Annotated in this window: 9 protein-coding genes and 2 pseudogenes; 1 reads left to right on the top strand and 10 read right to left on the bottom strand. The window is 69.0% G+C overall.

Annotated features, from left to right (window positions below):
• Positions 1–25: 25 nt before the first annotated feature.
• From HCN08_RS34215 to HCN08_RS34205, 4 genes and pseudogenes are all read right to left on the bottom strand, one after another.
• Positions 26–1,942 carry a cellulose binding domain-containing protein gene (locus HCN08_RS34215; RefSeq protein ID WP_167987236.1) on the bottom strand — a complete coding sequence of 639 codons (1,917 nt, stop codon included), beginning with the start codon at positions 1,940–1,942 and terminating at the stop codon, positions 26–28.
• A 43-nt stretch (positions 1,943–1,985) separates the two neighbouring features.
• Positions 1,986–2,285 (bottom strand): annotated as a pseudogene (locus HCN08_RS37040) (cellulose binding domain-containing protein); the annotation flags it as partial.
• A gap of 144 nt (positions 2,286–2,429) precedes the next feature.
• A pseudogene (locus HCN08_RS36820) lies at positions 2,430–3,557 on the bottom strand (right-handed parallel beta-helix repeat-containing protein); the annotation flags it as partial.
• 242 nt (positions 3,558–3,799) lie between these two features.
• Positions 3,800–4,864: a pectinesterase family protein gene (locus HCN08_RS34205; protein ID WP_167987235.1), complete on the bottom strand. Its 1,065-nt coding sequence runs from the start codon at positions 4,862–4,864 to the stop codon at positions 3,800–3,802.
• Between the two features lie 654 nt (positions 4,865–5,518).
• Here HCN08_RS34205 and HCN08_RS34200 point away from each other — a divergent pair.
• On the top strand, positions 5,519–6,865 hold the full coding sequence (locus HCN08_RS34200) for a non-reducing end alpha-L-arabinofuranosidase family hydrolase (RefSeq protein WP_167987239.1): 1,347 nt from the start codon (positions 5,519–5,521) through the stop codon (positions 6,863–6,865).
• A gap of 379 nt (positions 6,866–7,244) precedes the next feature.
• Here the strand turns inward: HCN08_RS34200 and HCN08_RS34195 are convergent, their stop codons facing one another.
• The 6 genes from HCN08_RS34195 to HCN08_RS34170 form a co-directional block, all read right to left on the bottom strand.
• Positions 7,245–8,366 (bottom strand): glycoside hydrolase family 53 protein, encoded by a 1,122-nt coding sequence (locus HCN08_RS34195; protein ID WP_167987234.1) that lies wholly within the window; start codon positions 8,364–8,366, stop codon positions 7,245–7,247.
• A gap of 110 nt (positions 8,367–8,476) precedes the next feature.
• Positions 8,477–9,439, bottom strand: a complete 963-nt coding sequence (yjfF, locus tag HCN08_RS34190; protein ID WP_167987237.1) for a galactofuranose ABC transporter, permease protein YjfF — start codon at positions 9,437–9,439, stop codon at positions 8,477–8,479.
• Positions 9,440–9,480: 41 nt separating this feature from the next.
• Positions 9,481–10,563 (bottom strand): ABC transporter permease, encoded by a 1,083-nt coding sequence (locus HCN08_RS34185; protein WP_167987233.1) that lies wholly within the window; start codon positions 10,561–10,563, stop codon positions 9,481–9,483.
• Positions 10,560–12,089, bottom strand: coding sequence for a sugar ABC transporter ATP-binding protein (locus HCN08_RS34180; RefSeq protein WP_167987232.1), 1,530 nt, complete (start codon positions 12,087–12,089; stop codon positions 10,560–10,562). The genes HCN08_RS34185 and HCN08_RS34180 overlap by 4 nt, the downstream gene beginning before the upstream one ends.
• A 75-nt stretch (positions 12,090–12,164) precedes the next feature.
• Positions 12,165–13,163, bottom strand: a complete 999-nt coding sequence (locus HCN08_RS34175; RefSeq protein WP_167987231.1) for an ABC transporter substrate-binding protein — start codon at positions 13,161–13,163, stop codon at positions 12,165–12,167.
• A 335-nt stretch (positions 13,164–13,498) separates the two neighbouring features.
• The gene (locus HCN08_RS34170; RefSeq protein WP_167987230.1) at positions 13,499–14,902 is read right to left on the bottom strand and encodes a glycoside hydrolase family 27 protein; all 1,404 of its coding nucleotides are present in this window, start codon (positions 14,900–14,902) and stop codon (positions 13,499–13,501) included.
• Positions 14,903–14,942: the final 40 nt, after the last annotated feature.

Genomic DNA, 14,942 nt, shown 5'->3' with positions numbered 1-14,942 from the left:
GGCGACGAGAGCCGGGACACACGTGTCAGGCCGTCGTGCAGGCGCCGCCGTCGAGGGTGAAGGACACCGGCGACGGGTTGGTGCTGCCCGCGTTCGCCAGGAAGCCGACCGTGACGGACCCGCCGGCCGGGATGACACGGGTGTAGTCCGCCGGCGTCACGGTTACCGCTCCCCCGCTCTGCGCCGCGGTGCCGCCCCAGATCTGTGTGACGGTCTGGCCCGCGGTGAAGGTGAACGCCAGCGACCAGCCGGACAGTGCGGCGGCGCCGGTGTTGCTGATGACGATCTCTCCCTGGAAGCCGCCGGTCCAGCTGCCGACCACCCGGTAGCCGACTCCGCAGCCGCCCGCCGGGCCGGCGGTGGTGGTGACGGAGACCGTGCCGGAGCGGGCCGAGCGGTTGCCGGCCGCGTCGCGGGCGTAGACCGCGAAGGTGTAGGAGGTCCCGGTGGCCAGGCCCGTCACGGTGGCCTGGTTGGTGGTGGAGGTCGCGGCGGCGGTCTCGGTGCCACCGCTGACCCGCACCACGTCGTAGGCGGTCACGCCCGTGTCGTCCGTCGAGGCCGGCCAGCTCAACGCCGCGGACGTCGCGGTGACCGAGGTGGCCGTCGGCGTGCCGGGGGTGCTGGGCGGCCGTGTGTCCGACCCGCCGGAAGGGGCGGACGTGATGACGAAGGTGGTGACGCTCTGGGCGGGGAGAGTTGCGGTGAAAGTGCCGTTCGAGAGGCTGGGGCCGCTCTGGGCCGCAAGCGTCCTTGTCCCGTCGGAGACCCAGGAACTCGCTGCGGACCCGGTGGTGGCGAGCGTGAACGGCTGACTCGCGGCGGCCGTACCCGTGTTGACGGCCACGATGACCACGGAGGAGCCGTCGGTGTAGGCGGAGGTGTAGACGTTCGCCTGCGGGCTGGAGGTCACGTCGATGCGCGCATGCCCCGGGCGGACGAACTTCGAGAAGTGCGCCATCATCGCGCCGCGCTTGCTGATCTGCCCGTCCTCGCGCATGGGGCCGTAGGAGCGCCGGATGTACCACCACACGTATGCCTGGAACTCCGCGTCCACCATCGCGTGGTGTATGTGCTCCGCGACACCGAGCGCCCCCGGCCACTGGTCCGCCGAGTCGGTGCTGTTGGGGTAGTAGACCTCGGTCATCCACAGCTCCCTGCCCTGCCCCTTCTGCTGGAAGAGCGGATAGGGGAAGTTCGCGTAGGACGTGCCGTAGAGGTGCGCGCCGAGGATGTCGAGGTTCGCCAGTGCCGTGGCGTCGTTCAGGATCGGGTCGGACATGCTCTTGACGTACTGGAAGGACTCCGGGGCGATCACCCGGGTGCCGATCGAGGCGGCGTTGTTCCGCAGGAAGGTGACCATCTCGTCCGCGGTCCACCACGTCCAGTCCTGGGCGTAGTCGGGCTCGTTCTGGATCGAGACGGCGTAGAGGTCGACCCCGTTGCTCTTCATGAACGCGGAGAAGTCGTCGAGGTGCTGGGCGTAGGCGGCGTAGCTGTCGTGGCGCAGGCGCTTGGCGTTGGTCTGGCTGCCGCGGACGAAGGTCTCGACCAGGGCGGCGGGCGGATTCCACGGCGAGGCGAAGACGAGCGCCCCGAGTGCCGCCGCCCGCTGCGCGGTGGCCACCTCGGCGCTCCAGTTGGCCGGGTTCTCGTCGATGTGGATGCGCAGCATCGAGAAGCCGAGCTGGCCCGTTCCGTTGCCGAACGCGGTCTCGCGCTGGGCGGCGGTCAGGTCACCTGCCCAGGCGGGGTGGTTCATGCCGCCGAAGCCGCGGATCGTCTGCCGGCGCTTCGCCGGGTCGACGACCACGGCGCCGGCCGCGGCGGCGGACGGCAGCACGGCGGCCAGGAGCGGGAGCGCTCCCATGGCCGCCAGTACGGCCCGCCGGCCGAGCAGCTCCGGCTGGGGGGTGGACGACCTGTCCCGTGGTGACGGCATGGTGCCTCCTGCCTTTCGGGCGTGTGTGGGGGATGGCACGGGCTCAGCCGGTGGCGCAGCGAACGCCGTTGAGCGTGAACTGCGAGGGTTGGGCGAAGCTGCCGGTATAGGTGCCCTGGAAGCCGAAGGACTGGCTGCCGCCGGGCGGGATCTGGGCGTTGTACGAGACGTTCGTGGCCGTCACCGCCCCGGAGGACGGGCTGATGGTGGCGTTCCAGGCGCTGGTGACCGCTTGACCGGACGGCAGGGTGAAGCCGGCCGTCCAGCCGTCGACGGCCGAGGAACCGGTATTGGTCACGGTGACGTTGGCGGTGAACCCGCCGGGCCATGAACTGGGCGTGTACGTGACCGTGCACCCAGTTCCGGTGCCGGTTCCGCCGCTGGTCGACGCGCCGCCCGTTGTCGTGCTGCCGGTCGTCGTACTGCCGGTGCTGGTGCCGGTGCTGGTGCCGGTGCTCGTCGATCCGCTGCCCGCCGTGGCGCCGCCGGTGGCGGGTTTGCCGCCGAAGGTGACATCGAGGGTGCCGTCGGCGGCGAACGACCAGGCCAGGACTCCGCTGTAGGCGCTGCAACGCGATCCGTTGGTGCCCGACCAGAACTGGTTGGAGCTGTCGACGTCACCCACGACCTTGTCGTTCGACCCCGAGCCGCTGCGGCAGGAGGTGTTGCTGCGGAAGGTGGACGTACCGCTGTCGAAGGAGAAGTTGCGCTCGGAGTTGTCGATCCCGACGTTGCCGGAGACCGACATCGAGCCGGGGTTGCTGTTGTACGTGAAGCCGTGGTGGCCGTTGCCGTAGGCGATGTTGTCGTGGACGACGTGGTCGACCTTGATTCCGTCCCCGCCGAGCTTGAAGCCGTTGCGGTCGCCTGCGGCGTTCTGCTGCCCGTTGCTGAGGGTGCCGTTGCCGTAGGACAGCGAGTTCTCGATGGTCACCGGCCCTATCGGACCGGTGTCGGTCTTGGTGTACAGGTCCCACCCGTCGTCGATGTTGTTGTGCGACACGTCGTAGCGGAACACGTTGCCCGTGCCGACGGTCAGCTTGGCTGCGAAGCCGTCGGCGTCCTCACCGTCGGAGTCGGCGTTGTCGTGGGACTCCGAGCTGATCACCAGGTTGCCGGACGGCCACTGGCTCTGCGGGGTACTGGATCCCACCCGCGATATCTGCAGACCCGAGTCGCGGTTGTAGGCCGTGACCGTGCGCTCGATGACGTTGTTGCTGCCGCCGACCGCGATGCCGTTGTCGCCGGCGTGCTCGACCGTCAGTCCGTACAGGTGCCAGTAGGAACCGTTGAGCTCCAGGCCCCGGTTGGCGGAGGCCTCGGCCTGCGCGGAGAAGTTCAGCACCGGCGTCTCACCGGGATACGCCGAGATCTCCTTGCGGGCGCTGGACGTCCCGTCGTTGCCGGTGGCAATCGTGACCGTCTGCGAGAGGTTGTACGTACCGCCGCGCAGGTAGATCGTGCCGCCCGCGGAGATGCGCGTGACCGCCGATGCCAGTGTCGTGGGGGCGGACTGCGTGCCCGGTGCGCTGTCGGTACCGGACGGTGCGACGTACAGCGCGTTGCTGTTCAGCGCCGGAGCCGCCGCCTGGGACCGCGCCGGGTGCAGCGCCACGAGACCGGCCGCCGCGAGGGCGATGGCCGTTGCCGCGGCGGCGGTACCGGGGCGCAGTCGCCGCCGTGCCCCGGCGCCCTCCCCCGCGGGCAGGGCGCACGGCAGGGGGGTGGGCGATGTCGGATCGTGCTTCACGATGCTGGGACCTTTCGTCGGATGGCTGTGGTGTCTCGGTGAGCGCGGCGAGCGGCGCGAGTGCGCCCTCAGGCGGCGCCACGTGCCCGCCCCGCGCCTGGCAGGCGCTACTGCACCGGGTTCCAGTTGTCGCCGCCGGCCAGATAGGCCGCCGCCGTGGAGGCGGCGGCATCCGCCGCCGAGAGCTGCGGACGCGCGGAATCGACCGTCGCACCCGGACCGGTGTTCTGGTACTCGCCGTACCGGCCCGGCGCCCACGTGGCGCCCGAGATGCCGGTCCACGGCCCTTCGGCCCTGATCGCCGCGGGGAGCGCGGTCTCCCGGACGACCATCTGCGGGACGGCGTCGTCCGAGGGCTTCCAGGCGCGCCCGAGATACAGCCGTCCGGCCGCGAAGGTACTGGTCACGGTGTCGCCGGTGAGCAGGATGCCGTGCGTGTTGGCGGCATGGGTGGCCGGTGCCGCGAGGTACCCGCTCGTGAAGCCGTCGTCGGCGAGGACCTTGATGTGCGAGCGGTCCACCACGAGGGTCCCGTTGCCGAAGATGAAGTCGACATCGCCCTCCACCTCTCCGCCGCGCACGTACTGGCGCAGGGTCGCGGTGGAGGTGGAGTTCCAGGACAGCAGGGTGTCCTGGTGGCCGTAGAAGACGCAGTCCAGGTACGTCTGCCGGTCGCCTTCCATGGCCACCGCCACCGCCTGGGTGCCGGTCACGGAGGGGTTGGCCAGCCGGCTGAAGAGGTTGCGGAAAGTGAGGTGCTCGGCGGTGAAGTCATTGGCCTTCACGTGTACGGTGGCCGATCCCTCGGTGCCGTACGTGCCGCCGCCCGGCTTGGCGAGACCGTTGTAGCGGGCGCCGTCGATCCGTACGTCGGCGGGGTTGCCGGAGGCACCGGTCAGGGTCAGGTGCAGCTTGCCGGCAGGCACGGTGAGGTACTCGTCGTACGTTCCGGCCGCGATGGAGATGGTGTAGGCGGTCGCGGAGCCGTCCGGCACCGCGTCGATCGCCGACTGGATGCTGGAGAACTGTGCGCCGCTGTGCGCCACGGTCAGCGTCGTGCGGCCGGCGGCGTGTGCGGGAGCGGACGCGGGGAGCGCGACCAGTCCGGCCGCGCACAGGAGGGCTGTCAGGGCAGGCAGCAGCGCCGGCCTGCCGGGGAGAGGGGAAAACATCGAACCGTCCTCGGGTGTGGGGGGTGAGGAACCGTCGAACAGTGAGAGTGAGCGCTAACATTTGCTCCGTGTCGTCAGCGGAGAGGCAAAGGTGAAGCGCTTCAATCCGTGAATGTAGGTCACGGACGCCCGCCGGGCAAGGTATCGGAACCCGGTTCGTCGAAGCGCTTCCCCACGCCGTGCATGTGCACCCGGGTCCGCCTGCCGCCGGCCAGGTCCTCCGAGGCCGGCGTCCGGGTGCGCCCGGCCGGCGTCCGCCCGGCGGCGGAGAGCCGGCGGCGGAGCCTGTCGCGAGCCCTGCCGCCCGCGTGACCAGCGCGGCGACAGCCAGTGCCGACGGGCGTATTGACCTGCGCGCAACACCACCCTAAGGTGCCCCGAAACGTTCGCGTAACAGGGAAAAAGTTTCGGGCCCACACGAGCCGCTTGTCCGCGCCCGCCGGCGGGGCCCTGGCGGCCCGCGAGGCCCCGTGGCGACAGTGCGAGCGTTTCCCTCCGAAAGCCCGATATGTGAGCGCTCACTCAGGGCGTGCTCCCAGCAAGGTCATCCGTCATTTCACCCAGAGGGAAAGGGCTCCCATGAGACACCCGAACAGGCACAGGTACAGGTACAGGCACTTCCGGACGTGGCTGGTGGGGGTGGTATCCACGGCGATGGCCGCGGTGGGGATCACCTTCGTCGCGACATCGGCGGCACAGGCCGCAGCCGGCTGCCAGGTCGACTACAGCGTCACGAACGAGTGGCCCGGCGGCTTCGGCGCAAATGTGAGCGTTACCAATCTGGGCGGGCCGGTGACGAGCTGGCAGCTGTCCTGGGCGTTCACGGCCGGGCAGACCGTCACCCAGCTCTGGGGCGGCTCCTACACCCAGACCGGTACCCAGGTCGCCGTGACCAACGCCGCCTGGAACGGCACCCTGGCCACCGGCGCCTCCACCAGCATCGGCTTCAACGGCGCCTACACCACCACCAACCCCATCCCCACCACTTTCACTCTCAACGGCACCACCTGCACCGGAACCGTCACCACCACACCCCCCACGACCACACCCCCCACCACCACGCCCCCCACCACCACACCCCCCACCACGCCAGCGACATGCTCGCTTCCGTCGTCGTACCGGTGGACCTCCACGGGGGCGCTGGCGCAGCCGGCAAACGGGTGGGTGTCGCTGAAGGACTTCACGAACGTGGTGTACAACGGCAAGCACCTGGTCTACGCGTCGAACGTGAACGGGTCGTCGTACGGCTCGATGGCGTTCGCGCCGTTCACGAACTGGTCGGACATGGGGTCGGCGGCGCAGACCGGGATGAGCCAGGGCACGGTGGCGCCGACGCTGTTCTACTTCGCGCCGAAGAACATCTGGGTGCTGGCCTACCAGTGGGGCCCGTCGCCGTTCATGTACCGCACCTCCAGCGACCCCACCAACCCCAACGGCTGGTCGGCCGCACAGCCGCTGTTCACCGGCAGCATCTCCGGTTCCGGCACCGGCCCGATCGACCAGACGCTCATCGGCGACGGCCAGAACATGTACCTGTTCTTCGCCGGTGACAACGGCAAGATCTACCGGGCGAGCATGCCGATCGGGAACTTCCCGGGCAGCTTCGGCTCGTCGTACACGACCGTCATGAGCGACTCGCAGGCCAACCTCTTCGAGGCCGTCCAGGTCTACAAGGTCCAGGGCCAGAACCAGTACCTCATGATCGTCGAGGCCATGGGCGCCAACGGCCGCTACTTCCGCTCCTTCACCGCCACCAGTCTCAGCGGCAGCTGGACCCCGCAGGCCGCCAGCGAGAGCAACCCCTTCGCCGGCAAGGCCAACAGCGGCGCCACCTGGACCAACGACATCAGCCACGGCGACCTCGTCCGCAACAACCCCGACCAGACCATGACCATCGACCCCTGCAACCTCCAGCTCCTCTACCAGGGCAAAAACCCCAGCGCGACAGGCGACTACAACTCGCTCCCGTGGCGCCCGGGTCTGCTCACCCTGCAGCACTGATCCGGGAACGCTCACGATCGGCCGCACACCGCCGGCGTGAACGTACGCGCCGGCCGACCGGGGGCGTGCCCAGCACGCGGGGCCCCTGCCGAAGACTCGGCCGGGGCCCCTCTCATCGTGTTGTTCGGTGACGGGCCACCACCGGGGTGGCTGTCAGCCTGTGGCAGAAGTTCACGGCGCCCGGCGACCGGGGTCGGCTTCGTCCCGCCCACGTCATGGGACGTCGGTGTGTACGACGTGGCGATTCGGGGCACGTCGCGGACGGCGCCGGTACGCCCTCCCCCGACCGCCCTGGTCTGCGCCGACCCAGTGCACGGCGGCCGGGCAGGACACCTCCGCCCTGCCCGGCCGCCGTCCGCCTCGACGACAGGGCTGCCTGCTACGGGGTCCACCTGACGTCGGGGTTGATGTGTCCCGTCCAGTTGAAGAGGGCCATGTTGTCCCAGCCGTCGCCGCTGTGGCTGATGTCGGCCGGGTCCCAGCCGTTGCCGGGGACGGCGTACCACGTGGGCTCCCAGTAGAAGACGCCGATCGCCCCCGCGCTGCGGGCCGTGTTCTGCACGGCGTCGAACTCCGCTCCCTGGCCCTGCCAGGTGAGGGGGTAACCCGAGCATCCCGAGGTGACCGAGTTGCCGGTGCCGTCGGCATCGGCCGAGGTGAAGGGGTAGGCCGTCTCGGCTATGACGACCTCCTTGCCGTAGCGGGACTTCATGTCGGAGACGACGCTGCCCATGTTGGCCAGCGAGCCGTGCCACATGCAGTAGTACGACAGACCGGTGATGTCCCAGGAGACGCCCTTGGCCTTGATCCCGTCATAGAACCAGCGGGCGTGCGCGTCGCTGTCCGCGTCCGCGGTGTGGATGACGACCTGGGTGGCGCTGTTGCATGCCTTGGTCGCGTTGTAGCCGGACTTCAGCAGCAGGCTGAGGTTGGTGAAGTCGTTGTTCACCACCTTGCCGTCGTCCCACAGCATCCCGGTGTTGATCTCGTTGCCGATCTGCACGCTGTCCGGCGCCGTGCCCTGTGACTTGAGGCTGTTGCAGACGTCGTAGGTGTAGTTGTAGACGTCCGTCTGGAGTTGGCCGATGCCGTGGCCCGCCCACCCGGCGGGCTTGTTCTGCTGGCCCGGATCCGTCCAGCTGTCGGAGTAGTGGAAGTCGACCAGCAGCTTCATGCCCCGGGCCTTGACCGCCTTCGCGTACTGCAGGACCTTCGCCTTGTTGTTGTACCCGCTGGCCGGGTCGTTCCAGACCCGTAGCCGGACGTAGTTGACGCCCAGGTCCCGGAGAATGTCCAGCGGGTCCCTGGCGTTGCCGCCGGCGTCGTAGTACTTGGCACCGAGGTCCAAAGCCCGTTGCGTGGACGACATGTCCGCCCCGCGCATGCTGAGCGAGTTCGCGGCGGACGCGGTGGCGGGGCTGCCGAGCGTGGCGGCCGGCAGGACGAGTACTGCCAGCAGCAGGCGGACGGCTGCGCGCCGGCCGGATGTGTACGTCACCATTTCCGATCCCCTTCCGGTGACTCGAGGAGGCGGCGCAGACCGAGATGTCGCCCCCGTCTTCGGTGGGAAGGCGGCACCCACCGCCTTCCCGCCCTGCCGCCCGCCGCCGCTCAGGTGCCGCGGCGGGCGGTCATGGCGCGTTGGATCAGGATGAAGGCGAAGAGGAGCACTCCGGTGGCGATCTTCGTCCACCAGGAGCTCAGGGTTCCCTCGAACTGGATGAGGGTCTTGATCAGGCCCAGGATCAGCACTCCGAAGAGCGTCCCGATCACGTACCCCGAGCCGCCTGTGAGGAGCGTGCCGCCCACCACCACGGCGGCTATCGCGTCCAGTTCGAGACCCACGGCGTGCAGCGGATCCCCCGACTGGATGTACAGGGTGAACAGCAGCCCCGACAGGGCCGAGCAGAACCCGCTGACGGTGTACACAGCGATCTTCGTGCCGGCCACCGGGAGTCCCATCAGCAGAGCCGACTGCTCGTTGCCTCCGATGGCGTACACCCGCCTGCCGAAGCGCGTGTGGTGCAGCACGTAGAACGCGACGGCGAGGACGGCCAGTGAGACGACGGCGGCGATCGACAGGAAGGACCCGCCGGGCAGGGGCACATGCGTCTGCGCCAGCCTGTCCACGGTGGGATCGCTGATGGAGATCGACTCCTTGCTGATGACCAGGCAGAGTCCCCGGAAGAAGAACAGTCCGGCCAGGGTCACGATGAAGGGCTCGATCTCGAAGTGGTGGATCACATAGCCCATCAGATACCCGGCGAAGGCTCCGACCGCCAGCGCGATAGGTGCCACCGCGGCCAGTGGCAGTCCCTGCTTCTCCACCAGCCAGGCGGTCAGCATCGTCGTGAAGCCGATGAGTGATCCGACCGAGAGGTCGATCCCGCCGGTGATGATGACGAAGGTGGCGCCGACCGCGGCGACGAGCAGGTAGCCGTTGTCGATGAACAGGTTCATGAAGACCTGGCCGTCGAGGAAGCCGTATGCCTGGTAGCGGAAGGCACCGAAGCCGAACATGAGAACGAACAGGCCGGCGGTCACCAGGACGGGCAGCCGCCGGTCCTGCGACATCCGGGTCCGGCGGGTCTTCCAGTGAACCCTGCTGATCGTCGTCACGACGAGACCTCCATGTGCGCGGCGTCGGCGGGCGTGCCCGGGGGCCGGGGCACGGGGCCGGACCGTTTCGCCCTCGCCCGGAATGCCTTGGCCCGGAAGGCGGGGGACTGCACCAGGCAGACGATGATCACGACGACCGCCTTGAAGACGAGGTTGGCCTGGGTCGGCACGCCGATGGTGTAGATGGTGGTCGTCAGGGTCTGGATGATGAGCGCGCCGACGACGGTGCCTCCGAGGTGGAACCGGCCGCCGCTGAGTGAGGTGCCACCGATCACCACGGCCAGGATCGCGTCGAGCTCGATCCACAGGCCCGCGTTGTTCCCGTCGGCGGCGGACACGTTGGAGCTGATCATCAGGCCGGCGACTCCTGCGCAGAGTGCGCAGAAGACGTACGCCATGACCTTGATGCGTCGGGCCCTGATGCCCACCAGGCGGCTGGCTTCCGCGTTGCCGCCGACCGCCTCGATCAGCAGTCCCAGGGCCGTACGGCGGGTGAGGGCCGCGCTCAGCGCGGCGACGAAGGCCACCACAAAGAGCGCGAAGGGCAGGGCGAGCCAGTAGCCGCCGCCGATCAGCGAGTAGGAGTCGCTGTTGACGGTGATGATCTGGCCGCTGGTGATCAGCTGGGCGATGCCGCGGCCCGCGACCATGAGGATCAATGTGGCGATGATCGGCTGGATCCCCAGCCGGGCGACCAGCAGGCCGTTCCACGCCCCGCAGACCAGGGCGGCGGCCAGGGCGAGGGCGAAGGCGAGCAGTACGCCGGCCACGCTGTCCTGGTCGGCCTGCTTGCTGACAACGAGGCAGGCGAGCGCACCCGAGATCGCCACCACCGCCCCGACCGAGAGGTCGATACCCCCGGTGGCGATCACCAGGGTCATACCGATCGCCACGAGGATGAGCGGCGAGCCGAACAGCACGATGGAGACGAGACTGCCGTAGAGGTGGCCGTTCTTCAGATGGACCTCGAAGAACCCCGGGGTGAAGGGGACGTTGAGCGCAAGGAGAGCGATCAGGGCGGTCACCGGCCAGAAGAGCCGGTGCTGTGCCGCCGCGCGCCAGAGGGATGCAAGGTTCACCGGTGCTCCCCACTGGCGATGATCTCCAGGATCCGTCCGGGAGTGACGTCGGGACCGTTGACGATCCGGGCCGCGAGCCGGCGGTCCCGGAGGACCGCGACCGTGTGGCTGAGCCGGAGCACCTCCTCCAGCTCGGCGGATATGTAGACCACTGCCATGCCCTCCTCGGACAGCGACACCACGAGCTTTTGGATCTCCGCCTTCGCCCCGACGTCGATGCCACGGGTCGGCTCGTCCAGGACGAGCAGCTTCGGCTGGGTGAGCAACCAGCGGGCCAGGAGCACCTTCTGCTGGTTCCCACCGCTCAGGGCGCCGGCTCTCACCTCGGGATCTGCCGGGCGGATGTCCAGCGCCGCGATGTATTTGGCGACCAGTTCGTCGCGCTGGGACGCGGGCACGGGCCGGGTCCAGCCCCGCGCCGCCTGGAGGGCCAGCAGGATGTTCTCCCGTACGGTCAGGTCCGGCACCAGTCCCTCGGTCCTGCGGTTCTCCGAGAGGAAGGCGACCCCGCGTCCGATGGCGTCGTTCGGCGCTCGCAGGGTGACCCGCCGGCCGTCCAGGTCCACCCGGCCGGTGTCGGAGCGGTCCGCGCCGAAGAGCAGCCGGGCGAGTTCGGTACGCCCCGAGCCAAGGAGGCCCGCGAGTCCGACGACCTCCCCAGCATGGACGTCGAGGTCGAACGGGGCGATGCCGCCGGTCCGGCCGAGGCCCTCCGCGTGCAGCAGCAGGTCCCCGGCGGCGTGCCGGGTGTGGTGCTCGCCCAGTTCCTCAAGTTCGTCGAGGTCCTTGCCGATCATGAGCTTGACCAGGTCGACCCGGCCGAGGCCGGCGACAGGATGCTCGCCGACCAGGACGCCGTTGCGCAGCACGGTCATCCGGTCGCAGATCTCGTAGATCTGGTCGAGGAAGTGGGAGATGAACACGATCGCCACCCCCTGCGCCTTCAGCCGCCTCATGAGAGCGAACAACTGCTCGACTTCACCGCGGTCGAGGCTGGACGTCGGCTCGTCGAGGATCAGCACCCGCGTGCCGGGCCCCGTGCCCGCGTCGCCGACGGCACGGATGATGGCCACCAGTTGCTGTACGGCAAGCGGGTAGGAGCCGACCGTGGCGGAGACGTCGATGTCGAGACCGAGCCGGGTGACCAGCTCCGCGGCGCGTCTGCGCAACTCCTTCCAGAGAATCCGGCCGTGTCGCACCGGCTCGTGACCGATCAGGATGTTCTCCGCCACCGAGAGGTTCTGGCAGAGGTTGACCTCCTGGTACACCGTGCTGATACCGGCTTGCTGCGCCTGCAGCGGACTGGTGATGTGCACAGTCTGCCCGTCCATCGCGACCGTTCCGCCGTCGAGTGGGTGAACGCCTGTCAGGACTTTGACGAGGGTGGACTTCCCTGCTCCGTTCTCGCCGAGGAGGGCGTGGACCTCACCGGGAAAGAGCCGGAAGTCGACGCCCGAGAGAGCCCGCGTGCCGGCGAACTCCTTGACTATGCCCGTCATCTCCAGGACGGGGCGAGGCTCTGCCATGGCAGCGCTCCTAGATGCGATCGTCACGACGAGTGCGGGTGTGCCCGGCAGGCTCCCGGACTCCTGCCCCGGCTGTCAGTACTTGCGGCTGGGGAGCGCCGCGGCGGCCTGGTCCGCCGTGTAGTCGCTCTCCTGCGTCTTGATCCACCGGGGCAGTGTCGAGCCCTTGCCCGCGTGGACCGTCTTGACGGTGTCCATCAACTGCGGGCCGAGCAGCGGGTTGCACTCGACGATCGCGTTGATCTGGCCCTTGGACATGGCGACGAAACCGTCGTGGACACCGTCACACGAGATGATCTTGATGTCCTTGCCCGGTGCCTTGCCCGCCGCCTGGATCGACTGGATCGCACCGATGGCCATGTCGTCGTTGTGGGCGAAGAGCACCTCGATGTCCGGGTGCGCCTGGAGGAAGGCCGCCATGACCTGCTTGCCGCCGGCGCGGGTGAAGTCCCCGGACTGGCTCGCGATGATCTTCCAATCGGGATGGCTCGCCTTCATGATCTTGGCAAAGCCCTTGGCCCGCTCGATCGCGGGGGCCGCGCCGGTCGTGCCCTCGAGTTGCGCGATCTTGACCGTGCCCGTGTGACCGGCGAGGACCTTCTCCAGCAGGTGGGCGGCCCGCTCCCCTTCGCTCTCGAAGTCGGAGCCCACCAGGGTGACGTAGAGCGAGGGGTCCGAGGTCTCGACGGACCGGTCGGTGAGGATCACCGGGATACCCGCGGCCTTCGCCTCCTTCAGCACCGTGTCCCACCCCGTGACGACCACCGGGGAGAACGAGATGACGTCGACCTTCTGGGCGATGTAGCTGCGGATCGCCGAGATCTGGTTCTCCTGCTTCTGCTGCGCGTCGGAGAACTTGAGGTTGATCCCGGCCGCCTTGGCGGAGTCCTTCACCGACTGGGTGTTGGCCGCGCGCCACCCGCTCTCCGAACCCACCTGCGAGAAGCCCAGAGTGATCGGCTTGCCTGCGCTACCGGATCCGTCCGACTTGGCCGGGCTCTTCTTCGCGCATCCCGCGAGGGTTCCGGCCGTGGCGGCGGCAGCTGCCGCGAGGAAAGCACGTCTGTCAATCATGTTCTCTCCCGTTGAGGTTGAGCCGGGCACCCGTCTGGTGAGGGCGCGGCGAGAGTAAGTGAGGGGTACTTCGGTGGTGCCTGAGCGCTAACAACCGCGGATCGTGCGGGCCGACGTCCCTCTCGGGGCGGGCCCCTGAGCACCAAACCGGCCTTGGAGAGCGAAAGGTCGAGCCTCCCGGAGCGGGTGGACCCGGGTGACGTTAGCGCTCACATTCAGCTGCGGTCAATGGTCGTGAACCGAGTGCTCCGCCAGGATCCGGCAGCACCGGTCGCGGCACCGCCCGTGCCGGGTCCGCTGTCGGACCCGGCACGGGCGGTGGCCACTGCGGGGTACTACCCGAGGACCCACTTCTGGCTGCTCTGCCCGTTGCAGTACCGGATCTGCACTTTCGTACCGGGTACGGTCTGGTTGTTGTCCGCGTCCAGGCACATCTGCGAGCCGCCCGAGTAGCCGGTGAGCTGGTTGGCGGAGGTGTGCGTCCAGGTCTGGTTGGCGGCGCCGTTGCAACTCCAGATCTCCACCTGCGTGCCCGCGGTGGTGGTGGAGTTCGGGACGTCGAGGCACTTGCCCGCGCCGACCGCGTGGAGGGGGCCGGTCGTACTCGTGCCCCCGCTAACGGTCGTCCCCCCGGAGACGCGGTACATGACGGTGCCGTGTGCCGGGACCGAGGCGCTGATCGTGCCCGACGTGCTGGAGGTCGCCCCGGACCACAGGTCGGTGAGCGTGTAGCTCGAAGCCCCGGTCTTGCCGATCGCCGCCGCCGAGGTGCTGATGGTCGCGGTGGAACCGGTCTCGTTGAACAGGGCCACGGACACGTCGCCGTTGGCCAGCGGCTTGGCGAGGACGTCGAGTCCGCCGGAGGCGGACACCATCGTGCCCTGCTTGCCCAGCGAGTCCTGGTCCACGGCGATGACACGGGCGTTGGTGTAGATCGACAGCGTCGTGGAACTGGCCGACGTCAGGTTCGTCCCCGCGATCAGGGGCGCGGCCGTCTCCGCCCAGAGGCTGAACTCGGAGCGGGCCTCGGTCGCGGTGAGGGAGCCGTTCCCGACCTCCAGCACGTCCGGGTCGTTCCAGTGGCCGGGGCCGGCGTAGGACGCCGGTCCGACGTTGCTGTGGAAGATGGACAGCATGCTGGAGAAGCTGGCGCTGATGTCCCCGGTGGTGCGCCAGCTGTTGCCGACGCCCGCGCCCCACGTCCAGACGTTCTCCTGGCCCCAGTTGCAGAGGCTGAAGAGGATCGGCCGGCCGCTGGCGGCCAGGGCGTCACGCATGGTGACGTAGCGGGTCTGTGCGGGCGTCTCCGTCCCGTTGGAGCAGGTGTTCGGCGCGCAGCCGGGACCCGCGTAGCAGTTGTCGTACTTGAGGTAGTCCACGCCCCACGGCGCAAAGGACTGGGCGTCGACCGTCTCGTGACCCAGGCTGCCCGGGAAGCCCGCGCAGGTCTTCAGCCCAGGCGTCCTCTTGGCGGGGTCGGGGACGAGTTGGCCGGCCGAGTTGCGTGACGAGCTCATCCAGCAGTCGTCGATGTTGACGTAGGTGTATCCGGCCGCCTGCATGCCGTTGGTGTGCATGGCCTGCGCGGCCGACTTGATGAGCGATTCCGAGACGTTGCAGCCGTAGGCGTTCCAGTCGTTGAAGCCCATCTGGGGGGTGAGAGCCAGGACGGCGGTCCTGCGCGTCGCCGCCGGTTCCCCCAGCGGCCGTCCGGCAGTGGCGGCTGGTTGACCGTGCATCTGCGTGGACCTCCGTGGAGAGGGTGGGGGGGGGGAGGAG

Source organism: Actinacidiphila epipremni (assembly GCF_012034175.1).
Lineage (GTDB): Bacteria > Actinomycetota > Actinomycetes > Streptomycetales > Streptomycetaceae > Actinacidiphila > Actinacidiphila epipremni.
This window is presented reverse-complemented; position numbering and strand designations above follow the sequence as displayed.